Annotated in this window: 12 protein-coding genes and 1 tRNA gene; 1 reads left to right on the top strand and 12 read right to left on the bottom strand. The window is 62.5% G+C overall.

The window, feature by feature from the left end:
- Positions 1 to 19: 19 nt before the first annotated feature.
- The gene (locus D9X30_RS24110; protein ID WP_153948884.1) at positions 20 to 682 is read left to right on the top strand and encodes a TetR/AcrR family transcriptional regulator; all 663 of its coding nucleotides are present in this window, start codon (positions 20 to 22) and stop codon (positions 680 to 682) included.
- Between the two features lie 446 nt (positions 683 to 1,128).
- Here the strand turns inward: D9X30_RS24110 and D9X30_RS24105 are convergent, their stop codons facing one another.
- The 12 genes from D9X30_RS24105 to D9X30_RS24050 all read right to left on the bottom strand — a co-directional run bounded on the left by D9X30_RS24105 (position 1,129) and on the right by D9X30_RS24050 (position 12,079).
- Positions 1,129 to 1,422, bottom strand: a complete 294-nt coding sequence (locus D9X30_RS24105) for a DUF6804 family protein (RefSeq protein ID WP_153948885.1) — start codon at positions 1,420 to 1,422, stop codon at positions 1,129 to 1,131.
- Complete coding sequence (locus D9X30_RS24100) at positions 1,422 to 1,718, bottom strand: hypothetical protein (RefSeq protein WP_153948886.1); 297 nt, start codon at positions 1,716 to 1,718, stop codon at positions 1,422 to 1,424. The genes D9X30_RS24105 and D9X30_RS24100 overlap by 1 nt, the downstream gene beginning before the upstream one ends.
- A gap of 395 nt (positions 1,719 to 2,113) precedes the next feature.
- Positions 2,114 to 2,398, bottom strand: a complete 285-nt coding sequence (locus D9X30_RS24095; RefSeq protein WP_153948887.1) for a hypothetical protein — start codon at positions 2,396 to 2,398, stop codon at positions 2,114 to 2,116.
- 232 nt (positions 2,399 to 2,630) lie between these two features.
- Entirely contained in the window at positions 2,631 to 2,909 is a 279-nt protein-coding gene (locus tag D9X30_RS24090; RefSeq protein ID WP_153948888.1) for a hypothetical protein, read from the bottom strand.
- A gap of 242 nt (positions 2,910 to 3,151) precedes the next feature.
- Complete coding sequence (locus D9X30_RS24085) at positions 3,152 to 3,370, bottom strand: hypothetical protein (RefSeq protein ID WP_153948889.1); 219 nt, start codon at positions 3,368 to 3,370, stop codon at positions 3,152 to 3,154.
- A 608-nt stretch (positions 3,371 to 3,978) separates the two neighbouring features.
- A complete protein-coding gene (locus D9X30_RS24080; RefSeq protein WP_153948890.1) occupies positions 3,979 to 4,581 on the bottom strand; it encodes a hypothetical protein in 603 nt (200 codons plus the stop codon).
- 407 nt (positions 4,582 to 4,988) lie between these two features.
- Positions 4,989 to 5,567 (bottom strand): recombinase family protein, encoded by a 579-nt coding sequence (locus D9X30_RS24075; RefSeq protein WP_153948891.1) that lies wholly within the window; start codon positions 5,565 to 5,567, stop codon positions 4,989 to 4,991.
- A gap of 853 nt (positions 5,568 to 6,420) precedes the next feature.
- The gene (locus D9X30_RS24070) at positions 6,421 to 7,875 is read right to left on the bottom strand and encodes a site-specific integrase (RefSeq protein ID WP_153948892.1); all 1,455 of its coding nucleotides are present in this window, start codon (positions 7,873 to 7,875) and stop codon (positions 6,421 to 6,423) included.
- Positions 7,876 to 7,998: 123 nt separating this feature from the next.
- Positions 7,999 to 8,092, bottom strand: a tRNA-Ser gene (locus D9X30_RS24065).
- Positions 8,093 to 8,229: 137 nt separating this feature from the next.
- Positions 8,230 to 9,480, bottom strand: coding sequence for an aspartate kinase (locus D9X30_RS24060; protein WP_092596136.1), 1,251 nt, complete (start codon positions 9,478 to 9,480; stop codon positions 8,230 to 8,232).
- Positions 9,481 to 9,657: 177 nt separating this feature from the next.
- Positions 9,658 to 11,142: a tRNA lysidine(34) synthetase TilS gene (gene tilS / locus D9X30_RS24055; RefSeq protein ID WP_153948893.1), complete on the bottom strand. Its 1,485-nt coding sequence runs from the start codon at positions 11,140 to 11,142 to the stop codon at positions 9,658 to 9,660.
- A complete protein-coding gene (locus D9X30_RS24050) occupies positions 11,108 to 12,079 on the bottom strand; it encodes an acetyl-CoA carboxylase carboxyltransferase subunit alpha (RefSeq protein ID WP_153948894.1) in 972 nt (323 codons plus the stop codon). Before D9X30_RS24050 ends, tilS begins: the two co-directional genes overlap by 35 nt.
- Between the last annotated feature and the right edge of the window lie 113 nt (positions 12,080 to 12,192).

Raw genomic sequence — 12,192 nt, 5'->3', positions numbered from 1 at the left:
AGGCCCGAGAGAGACAGCCATGGAACGAAGCGCCACCGAAGACGTCGCAAAATCCACGCGGCGCCTGCTGCCTGAGGAGCGGGAGCAGCAGATTGTCGAGAAGGCCATCGAACACTTCACGCGGAATGGCTTCGGCGGCAGCACACGTGAGCTTGCCAAGCAGATCGGCGTCACACAGCCCCTTCTCTATCGGTATTTCGCCAGCAAGGACGCGCTGATCGAGCGTGTCTACAACGAGGTTTTCCAATGGCGTCCGGACTGGGATCGCCAAATCACGGACCGCTCCCTGCCACTGACCGAGCGGCTGTACGCCTTCTATCTGGACTATTCGTCGGTGATCCTGCGCGAGGAATGGATCCGGCTCTTTATCTTCGCCGGCCTGACTCACGAAGGCATCAATAACAAGTACCTCAGCAAGCTGCGCACCAAGGTATTCCTGCCGGTATTGGCCGAAGTCCGGGAGGCCTTCGACATCTCCGCGCCGCGCACCGCCGCTGAAACCGATGCCGAGATCGAGATGATCTGGAGCCTGCACGCTGCCATCTTCTATATCGGCGTGCGCAAATGGGTCTATGGGCTGAAGGTACCGGCGGACATGGACGCCCTCATCAGGCAAAAGGTGGACATGTTCCTGCTCGGCGCCCCTGCCGCCATGACGAAGATGCGTGGCGATAAGGGCTAGACGTTGCATCCGGACACCTGGATGACGGGCAATGCGGCGCTCAGCGAGTCCTGACGATATTGCAGGGCAGAGACCGGCCGTGAAGAGACGTTCGACGTGATGATCTGGATCTTTGAGACGAAGAAGGATACGCCGCGTGGAGTCCCCTTGTCACGGCGGCAATGGAAGAGGTGATGCGCCTGAGAGAAGTTGTTGCCCGCGCACTGTAACACCTGCGCGGCATAGTGTACCGCCTGAACCCCGCTCCAAAAAACAAAACCCCGGAAGACCGCGATCTTCCGGGGTTCGCCGCCAATACAGATGTAGTGGCGGAGACGGAGGGATTCGGTCGTTCCTAGTATTTATGCGGGTTTCAGGGCGGGTACATACACCGCACGCCAGCCACAAGTGTACTACTTCTTCCCACAAGCGCACAGGCAAGCCGCTACACTCACGCGGCTCTTGTCCTACACTTCGGAGCGGATTGCGTTGCGCGAAAAGATCAGCAAGGCGGCTGCCGCAAGATCAACGACCATCCAAAGGTCTTTGGGAAAGAACACCTTCACGAAGGGGTTGAAGACCAGCGCCAGCAGCCCATAGACCCAAGGCAAGATGCTCTGCCTGCGCTGCACCGCAACATATGCGGCCCAAGCGAATACGCAAGTTGCAACTAGACGCAACAAGACGTAGAAGCCATATGGCAGCGGTGCAACCGCAATGAGCAGGAGAGCGGACGCTCCGTAGATGATGGCAACGGGCATTAGCGTCGCTTCACAACGGCAAAGATCGAACCGAGCACGCCGGGAATTACTGCAAGCAGGCCGGGGGCAGCGAATACAGCAGCTACCGCCCAATGCCAGCCCCAGACATTCATTGCGCCAAAGAATGCGCCAATGGTGACAGGAAGCGTAAACCTAAATGCAATGGCAGCAAACATCGCCGCAACTGCCCAGCCCGTGCCTAGCCCAGCCGCAATGCCTTGGTATCCGGCTGCCAACTGAGCAACGGCAAACGCCAAGAATGCAATAAAGCCAAAGACCCCAAGAACCCCCGCCACAGCTTTCTCCCGAATTAATGCTGGTCGATTTGAATACTTGTAAACGGCTCAGAAGTTTATCCCACTACCCGGCTCTGCTGGACGGTCAAACACCCCCCGAAAGGGTTATCAGACGTAGCTCTGCCGGGCGTCAGCAAGTAATCCTGACACATGCACCCCTACCGCCCGGCTCAGGTTCGGGGCCTTTCCGAACTTCCCCGCTGTCCATCCCGCCTCAACGGCTGTCCGTCGGGCGCCAGCCTCCGCAGTACGGGCCTGTTCCAGATTCGCACGTAGGACAATGCGAACAACGGCGGGACAGTCCCCGCTTCCATCGAACGCTGCACGGGCTGCCTCGTGTTTTGCGATGGCCTCCAGCACGGCGGAACCGTGCCGGGCCTCTTGTCGGTTGTCCATCAGCCGATCAGGTAGCCGCGACGGTAGCCAGCCGCCCACTCCTTCAGGGCTTCAGCCGGGGTAGCTGCCAGCTTGAGGACATAGGCGGGCAGCTTGCCCGATTCGGCAACGGCAATCGCTTCTGCGCCGCTCAAAGTATGCAGCGGGACACGGCGCACCTGCGGGACGAGGCAGCCATGATTCTGCGAGTACCCGGCCTGCTCAATCTCGACATAGGTGGTCGCCAGTATGCCCTCTTGCCGCTCGTCGGTCTTGGCGACACGCAGCACGCGCAGGCTGTCCACCTCTGCACGGAGGTAGTACGCCTGGGACTCGGCCAGTTCGGCGCAGCGCCTGCACTTCCTGTTCGGCTTCCTTGATGCCCTTGGCAGCGGCCTTCAGCTTCTCGTACTGCTCGGCCAGCGGGCGCAGGTTGTTAATGATGCCGGAGAGGCGCTGGATGCTCGCCTCGATGTCATCGGCGCGGCGGGGTGTTTGCTTGATGGTCATGGTCTGTACCTCCTTGAAACGGGTTGATTACTTGCGGCGGATCGGGGCGTAGGCCGCCTTGATAGTGCTGCGGTGGGGCGGCAGTTGCGGGTCGCTGAAATGGATGGTCGATCCGATGCTGCGGTACTGATCGTTGCGATCCATACCCATCGCATTGACCATCGCTCGAACGAGTCCGAGTGCTTGGCCGGGGGTCGGGTCTTTGTCCGGGGTCAGGCCGTGGGCTGCGAGATAGCCTCGGGGGTCGTCATGGACGGATACGCCGGACAGAGTGGTAAAGGACAGGCCGGATTGGTCTTGGGACATGCTGGTACTCCTTAGGGAATGGTTGGTGAATCAGTGGTGGTTACGCACGGCCCTCTCGGCCTTGCGCCGGTCGGCCTTCTGCGTCTTGTTGCGCTTCCGTGCTGCTGCACGTCCGCGCTGCTTTACGGCTTCTCGCCTCTCAACGATGGCCCATGCCTCGATTACAAGCGGGTGCTTGAATGCGGCGTGCTTCATCGGAACAGGCTTTGTCACGGGCGGCGTGCGCTCTGCTTGCGACGCCTTCATCGCGCTGCCCTCGGGTCGCCTCCGTACTTGGGCAGGGAGCGGGGCTTGCGCCCGGTGCGCTGGCGTTGCGCCCATGTGGGCAGGCTGCCCGTCAATGCCTCTACAGCACGACGGTATGCCGCTACCGCCGACGTTGATGTACGGGGCAGCGTATCCGTGAAGTACGCACGCTCGGTGGCGTTGTTCTCCAGCGGGTGAACAAGGGTACGGCTCATGGTGCTTCTCCTTGGGATTGATTAAGCCGGCACGCTCCAACCAGCCCACGCAAGCACGTCGCGCAGGTCGGGGTATCGTCGGCACAGGGATACGATTTGCGAGGCCGGGAGGCTCGCTAGGTCGTGCTGGTTGATGCTCAGGGACGGGGCTACTAGAGCAAGGCGTCCGGTGGGGTAGCTGCGGGCCGTAAAGGGGCCATAGACCGCCTCGGCGTACTCACCTGCCGCCTCCCTCCGCTGCTGCTCTCTGATGGCTTCTAGGCCCGCTCTTGTACGTTCTGCGAGAGGCATGACGCCGGCCCGTAGCTTCTGCCAGTCGCCGCGATTGGTGGACAGCAAACAGGCATAGCAGCCGGCATCGCGGACACGCCGCGACGTACTGCCGCACCGATGGCACGGCCTGCCCGCGTACTGCACTCGGCCAGCGAGAAATGCAGCCCATCGAGACGGATCAGTGACACGGGGCCGCAGTGCGGCAGCGTAGGCCGGATCAGACAGGCATAGGCGGTACTGGCGACCGTCCAGCTTGCCGCCTCGGGGCTGCCTGCCGTGGAGGGTGAATCGCGGATCATGGGCCGGGCCATACTTCTGTCCGGGCTTGGGCATGGTCAGTGCAACGTCACGGGATCGCCGCTGCTGATACGCTGCATCAGGTCGCAGTAAATCTCGTGCGTCATCAGGTTGCCGGTAGGCTCTGAATCGGCCAGCCATGCGGGCCGGGCCTTGTCCTCAATGCGGAAGCTCCGGGCGGCCTTCTGCATCATGTACCGTGCATTCGCTGCGGCTTCCTCGCCAAGATGGGCACGGGCACTGCCCCCGGTGCGCTGGAACAGTGGGCCTAGCAGGTTCTCATTGGCGAGGACGCCTGCGGCTTCCAGCTTCGGGATGCATCGCCGGATGTTGTCGGCACGCTTCCCGGTCAGGTCGGCGTACCAGTGGCACAGCGTATTGATACCGGGAGTGATTCCGCGTCGCTTGTTCGCATAGCCAAGGACGAAGTACGCAAAGGCCCGCACTTCCGGGCGCAGCTTCCCCAATACCATGTCCTTCTGCGCCTGCTTCCCTCTCAGGTCGAGGACGGGAATCTGGACAGTATCGGCGGGGATAATCTCACCGGTCATCATGTCGATGTACTCCGTTACCTTCCTCAGCTTCCCAGCCTTGGTGACGCTGATAGACCATGCTGCGAGGGATTCGACGTTGATGCTCATGTGGTTCTCCTTCAGAGCATGGGCAAGCGCCGTCCTCCCCTTGTATGTATTCGGGGAAAACGATGGAAATGGCTCAACCATGCGGGTTTGCGGGGAGGCGAAGTGAGGGGCGATCTCAACTTTCGCCGGGATGGGCTTATGCAGCCTCGACGGACTGCGCCCTACGGGTACAGCGCGCCTGGACGCACTGCTTTACGGGCATGGGTACCCGTCCGGCTCAGGGGCGAGCAAGTAGCAGGGCTGTGTTCGTCCGGTTAGGCAACCGAAATTGGCGATGTGCCGTTCGCCAGCCGGGCGTTGTTTGCTCGACTAGTAGACCGAAATGAAACGTCGCTTGTTTGTCCAGCTAGGAGGACGAAATGAAAAGACCGCCCGGAGGCGGCCTGTGCGATTGCGACAAGGACGGGCTAGGCCGTGACCTGTGCCAGCTTGAGAATGGTCGGGTGCGACACTCCGTAGTCCTTCGCCAGCCCCCGCGCAGTCGCGCCCTCCGCCAGCTTGGCGCGTATCTCGGCCTTCTGCTCATCGGTCAGGGAATCGCGCCGGCCTAGCTTCTTGCCCTCGGCCTTTGCACGGGCCAGCCCGGCATGTGTCCGCTCTATCAGCAAGTCCCGCTCGAACTGCGCCACGGCAGCCAGCACCGTCATGTGCAGCTTGCCGGATGCGCTGGTCAGGTCTACGCCCTTGAGGGCCAAGCAATGCACATGCACGCCAATGGAAGCCAGTCTATCGACGGTAGCCAGCACGTCTCCAGTATTGCGCCCGAGACGGTCTAGCTTCGTCACTACCAGCGTGTCCCCTTCGTCCAGCTTGTCCAGCAGCTTGCCAAAGCCGGGACGCTCTGCGGCGGGCACGCTGCCCGATACCGTCTCGGTAATGATGTGCCGGGGCTGGATGGTGAACCCGGCCTGCTTGGCTTCAAGTAGCTGGTTGTCCGTGGTCTGCTCTGCGGTGGATACGCGGGCATAGAGGAAGGTGCGACCCATGACTGCTCCCGATTGGTAATCAAACGTGGAAACAATCTTAGGCGGTAATCAATTCGTTTACAAGGACTTTCTTACCAGCTTCCGGGCCGGCTGTTGCGTGGAAGGGAAACGGACGATTGATTACCGCCACTGCCGGGCCTTGCCTACATACAATCCTCTATGTCAGGTGCCGGGCTTATCACTGATACTTGCAAGTCGGCATCATTCCCGATCCGACTTGAACCCGCAGTGCCACCCGGCCCAAGCGGGTATTTTTTTGCCTGCTCGGCGGGACGGGCCGCAGGGGGAAAAAGCGGCGGCGAGGGCGTGCGCAGCCCCGCAGAAATGCGAATCAAAATTGGGCCGGCACTCCAATTACCCCGTGATGACACAATGTCGAGTTTTGTAGCCACCCAACAGACGGCATAACCTGATTGACCCTACCAACGGGATGGGTAATGATGTAGCTCAAGGCTGGTGATCTAGACGCTAGCCCGCTACCGCCCGCGTTTCCACCCCGGCAACGCGGGCATTTTTTTGCTGAACTGTTTTGGCTCAAACATCGCCGGAGTAGATGTGGCCCATGCTGACCGAAATGCGCCTATTCTGAACAGACGCACCGGGTTCAGAAGGAGCGACATTGGAGCTACCAGATTGGTGGCGGGTGGGCGAAATGCAGGCACGAGTTTCGGAGCGCGTGGCTCGACTCAACGATGAAATCATCGCTGCACGCGTTCGCATTCGTGCTCAGATACGCCGCATTCGGGCGGCGCAGCTTGAGGGTGGCGACGTGGTGCTGTCCCTATGTGTACTTACGCATTTGCGCAAAAGGTACTCTGACCTCGTTTGGCTCAAGCGCGAAACCTACGAGATTTTAGGGAGAAAGAGTATTAGCAAGTGATAGCAACTCGACGGCTTCGATGAGCCTGCGCGCAGGCAGCCCATCGCCCGCTCCATACGTCCCCGACACCCCGCCCTCTGTATGCCCCATGAGGGCCATGCGCACGTCCGGGGCTATACCAGCAGCCCGGCACATGTCGGCAAACCCATGCCGCCACGAATGGAAGGTGATGCGCTTGTCTTCGATCTTCAGGGTTTTGCGCAGCAGTCGCCCGTATCGCTTCGAGAAGGCAGCGGACACGATGCCATGCTTGTCGGCCTTCGATGGGAACAGAGGTCCGTCCGAGCGGGTGCCAACCCACTCCGCGAAGTCGCGTACCGGCTCAGCCAACGGTACCCATCGACGGCTGCCCTCGTTCTTGAGGCGAAGGGCCACGCCCTCGTCATGCTCACCGTCGTCGGTAATCATCAGGCCGGGCACACCCTCGCGGGCCTGTACGTCGTCCTTGCGTAGCTGGTGGAGTTCATTGAGCCGGGCACCCGTCCAGCGGGCCAGCCGGGGCAGCCAGTACATTGCGGGGTCGGATTCTCTCGCGCCCTCAGTGGCAGCCATGACGGCCTCGGCCTGCTCAGGACTGTAGGGCTTCCGCAGTTCGACAGCCCGCTTCGGCGGCGGTAGCTCTGCGCCCTCGGCGTAGTTGTTCTCGATCAGGCCCCGGCTCTTGGCGATGCCCAACAGCAGACGGACGAAGCCGATCTTCTTGTTCGTGGTGGCGACACTGTTTCCCGCCGCAATCCAGCGGTCACGCATGGCGATGATGGCCTGCCGCGTAATGGTGTGGATGTCCGGGTCTTTGGCTTCGCGTACTGCGCGGGTTACTGCATCGACCGTCTTGGCCGTGGGTTGCCTGTCGCGCTGCCACAGTGGGATGATGGATTCGAGTGTCTGTTCGGAGGCGGCGGGCTTGGGCTTGGCCGGCTGGCCTGTAGACGCTCTCTGCGGGGCTATGGCGGCCTTCACGGCGGGAGGGATGGGGCCTTGCCCTGCCTGTGCCCTGCGACGCTCCACGATGCCGATAACGCGCATCAGCTTGTCCGCTTCTTCCTCGGCAGCTTCCTCAGCGTACTCGTCCGCGATGTGCAGCCCGGAGGCTTCTTGATCAGCCAGTTCAGCCGCCTCAATCTCTGCTCGCGTGGCTCGCCGGGGTGCAGGAGCCGGGCCTGTACGGAACGGGATCAACTTCCCTCCCACTTCAAGGAAGTCGGTATCGTCGGGCCACGGGGCCGGACCGGACTCTGCCCTCATGACTTGCCATGCGTCATCAAGCTCAACAGACACCTTGCGCGCTAGGCGCTCGGCTTCGGCCCGGTCGCGGGTGCCCAAGCTGCGGATAATCTCGCGCTTGCCGGAGTGCTGCTCGATAAGGTCTAGGGGGATTTTGCGGCGGAAGTAGAAGACAGTGCCGCGTCGCTGGATGTTGGTCGCCATTCGGGTTCTCACAGGTACCGGTGTAACACCTGCGCGGCATAGTGTACCGCCTGAACCCCGCTCCAAAAAACAAAACCCCGGAAGACCGCGATCTTCCGGGGTTCGCCGCCAATACAGATGTAGTGGCGGAGACGGAGGGATTCGAACCCTCGATCCAGGTTTTGGCCCGGATGCTCCCTTAGCAGGGGAGTGCCTTCGACCTCTCGGCCACGTCTCCCAAACTTTTGTTGTGCAAGGGAGGCTGCACAACAGAGCGCGTATTCTAGCTAGGCAGTCTCAACTGGTCAACGAATTTCTCGCGACCCGTGACAAATATCGCAGCAATCCTGCCGCGCCAGAATATTCACAAGCGGATCACGCCTGATCCAGCTCGAACACCTTGTGCAGCGCGCGCACGGCGAGCTCCATGTACTTCTCGTCGATCAGCACCGAGATCTTGATTTCCGACGTGGAGATCATCTGGATGTTGATGCCCTCTTCGGACAGCGTGCGGAACATCTTGCTGGCGATGCCCACGTGCGAGCGCATGCCCACGCCCACCACCGACACCTTCGACACCTTCGGGTCGCCCGACACGCTGGCGGCGCCGATATGGGCCTTCACGCTGTCGTTCAGGATGGTCAGCGCGCGCTGGTAGTCGCCGCGCGGCACGGTGAACGTGAAGTCGGTCTTGCCGTCCACGGACTGGTTCTGGATGATCATGTCGACGTCGATGTTGGCGTCGGCGATCGGGCCCAGGATCTGGTAGGCGATGCCCGGCTTGTCCGGCACGCCCAGCACGGTGATCTTGGCCTCGTCACGGGCAAAGGCAATGCCGGAGATGACGGCTGCTTCCATTTCAGACTCTTCCTCAAAAGTAATCAGCGTGCCCGAATGCATTTCCTGTTCGAGCGGCATCAGGGGGTCGGTCAGCGACGACAGCACGCGGGTCTTCACGCGGTATTTGCCGGCGAATTCCACCGAGCGGATCTGCAGCACCTTCGAGCCCAGGCTGGCCATTTCCAGCATTTCCTCGAACGTGATCTGATCCAGCCGGCGGGCGTCCTCGACCACGCGCGGATCGGTCGTGTACACGCCGTCCACGTCGGTATAGATCAGGCACTCGTCCGCCTCGATGGCGGCGGCGATGGCCACGGCCGAGGTATCCGAGCCACCGCGACCCAGCGTCGTGATGTTGCCTTCGGTATCGATGCCCTGGAAGCCGGTAACGACCACCACCTTGCCGGAATCCAGGTCGCCGAGGATGCGCTCGTCATCGATCGACTCGATACGTGCCTTGGTGAAGGCCGAATCGGTCTTCACCGGCACTTGCCAGCCGGTATAGCTGACCGCGTCGATGCCTTCGCCGTGCAGCGCGATGGCCAGCAGCGCCACGCTGGCCTGCTCGCCCGTGGAGGCCAGCATGTCCAGTTCACGCGGGTCCGGCTGCGCGGAGATTTCCTTGGCAAGGCCAAGCAGGCGATTGGTCTCGCCCGACATGGCCGAAGGCACCACGACAACGCGGTGACCTGCGCGGTGCCACTTGGCCACGCGCTTGGCGACATTCTTGATGCGTTCCGTGGAACCCATAGAAGTGCCGCCGTATTTGTGAACGATGAGAGCCATCTTCTTGTCGACGCCAGCGATTGTGCAAAGCCGATGAAATTACACGAAGAGTGGCTAAGCGTAAAGGCCGAACGGGCGAAAATCCCGCAAAAACGTCATTCATTTGACGTGATTTTTATGTGAGGAAAATTCACATGCGGAATTATATCTGTCCCCATTTATCGGCCAGGCGCCCGTCTAATCAGCCAGATCCGCCAGATCCGGCAGGGATATCCACGCGACACGCCAGCGCGGCGCGTGGGGTGCATCCGCTGGCCAGCGGCGATGCATGCCCAGCCCTGCCGCCAGCACCAGCGTGTCGCGGCTCCAAAGCAGCGGCAGATGGGCGCGTCGCCAGGCGGGGACATCTGCCTCCTGATACGCCTGCTTCAGCGCCCGTGCCGGTCCGCCCGGGCGCAACACGATGCGTTCGCCCCCTGCCCTGGCCGCCAGCCGCAGCGGCGCCCGCAGCACGGCCTCCGGCACGCCGAAGGTGTCATCCCGGTCAAAGCGCAGTTCGCCGCGCCAGGCCGGCACCACGATCCGTGCCTCGCCGCGCCATTCGAACGCGAACGGCGCCGGCACGCCGGCCGGCACGGCATGGCAGGCCAGTACGCGGCTTCGAAAACGGCGCAGCACCAGGCCATCGTGCGCGATAGCCGGCTCGCCGCCTTCATGTTCGATCAGCTGGGTGCGCATGGCGGCCAGGCGCGCCGTCGATGGCGGCTGGGCGCCGAGGTCGCGCAGCCAGAGCCGCAGCACCGCATCGGCATGCTCGGGCGGCAAGGCCCGCAGGCCCGCGAGGTCCAGTTCGGAAAGGGTATCGGCGTCACGGCCGCTGCAGACGAGCCTGGCCAGGGACTGTGCGGCCAGAGCGTCGAGCATGCCGGCCGCCTGCGCAAAATGCGCAGCCGCCTGGGTGACGTTGTCGTACAGGCCAGGAAACGCCTGCAGCAGCGCCGGCAACTGGGCGCGCAGGGCATTGCGCGCAAAGCGCGTGTCGGTGTTCGACGGATCATCGATCCAGCGCAGGCCGTGCGCCGCGCAGTAGGCATCGATGTCGGCGCGGGGCACATCCAGCCAGGGCCGCAGCAGCCAGACCTCGCCATCGGATTCACCTAGCGCGTCGAGCGGCCGGCTGGCGGGCATGCCAGCCATGCCGGCGACGCCGGCGCCCCGAAACAGCCGCAGCAGCACCGTTTCCACCTGGTCGTCGCGATGATGGGCGAACAGCAGCAGCCGGGCGCCCTGCTCGCGACACATCCGGCCCAGTGCCGCGTGCCGCGCACGCCGTGCGGCAGCCTCGATGCCCTCGCCGGCCGCAGGCTGAACGGTCACGCGCGTACTGGCCAGCGTCACCCGCAGGTCGGTGCAAAGCGCGGCACAGAAACGGTCCCAGTCGTCGGCCTGGGCCTGCAGGCCGTGATGCACGTGCAGCGCCACCACGCGCGCCAGCGGCCATGCCTCAGCCAGCGCAGCGCGTGCCGCGTGCAGCAGCGCCACCGAATCGCGGCCACCGGACAACGCCACGGCAACGGTGAAGGGCCACTCGGCCTCAGAAACAACAAAGGCCGCACTGGCCTGGACAGCCTGTGCGACCTTGTCGGTCAGACGCGCGACGAGGCGCGTCGCGTCTTCGGCGCTCACATCACTCCTGGGCGCCGGTTTCCTTGAATTTGCCATAGGCCATCAGGCGCTCGTGGCGGCGAGCCTGCAGTTCCTTGACGCTCATGCCCTGGAACTGGCGCAGCGATTCGGCCAGCGTGCGCTTGAGCATCGTCGCCATGCCCTTCGGATCGCGATGCGCACCGCCCAGCGGCTCGTTGATGATCTTGTCGATCAGGCCCAGCGCCTTCAGGCGATGCGCGGTCAGGCCCAGCGCCTCGGCGGCTTCAGGCGCCTTCTCGGCGGTCTTCCACAGGATCGACGCGCAGCCTTCCGGCGAGATCACGGCGTACGTGGCGAACTGCAGCATCTGCACGACGTCGCCCACGGCAATCGCCAGCGCACCGCCCGAACCGCCTTCGCCGATGATCGTGGCGATCAGCGGCACCTTGAGGCCGGCCATCACATAGAGGTTATGGCCGATGGCTTCCGACTGGCCGCGCTCCTCGGCGTCGATGCCCGGGAACGCGCCCGGCGTGTCGACAAACGTGAAGATCGGCAGGCCGAACTTGTCGGCCAGTTCCATCAGGCGCTTGGCCTTGCGGTAGCCCTCGGGCTTCGACATGCCGAAGTTGCGCAGCGCGCGTTCCTTCGTGTCGCGACCCTTCTGGTGGCCGATGACCATGCAGGCCTGGCCATTGAAGCGCGCCAGGCCGCCCACGACCGACAGATCGTCGGCAAAAGACCGGTCGCCGTGCAGTTCATGGAAGTCGGTGAAGATCTCGCGCACGTAGTCCAGCGTGTACGGTCGCTGGGGGTGACGCGCGATCTGCGCAACCTGCCACGGGGTCAGGTTGGCATAGATATCCTTGGTCAGCTGCTGGCTCTTGCCGGCCAGCCGCGAAATCTCTTCGGAAATATCGACAGCCGAATCGTCCTGCACAAAACGCAGTTCTTCGATCTTTGCCTCGAGCTCGGCAATCGGCTGCTCAAAATCCAGGAAGGTGGTTTTCATAAAAACGCGGACCTGTCTGTGAAGGGGCGCATTCTACCGGAAAAAATCCAGAAATCCGCCGCCCAATATGTTGATTCTTATACATTTTTGGCAAGAATCAACGCCGTCACTAC

The sequence above is a fragment of the Cupriavidus sp. U2 genome, from assembly GCF_009663685.2.
Taxonomy (GTDB): Bacteria; Pseudomonadota; Gammaproteobacteria; order Burkholderiales; family Burkholderiaceae; genus Cupriavidus; species Cupriavidus necator_C.
Note: the sequence above shows the minus strand (reverse complement) of the source record. Positions and strands in the feature narration are given on the sequence as shown.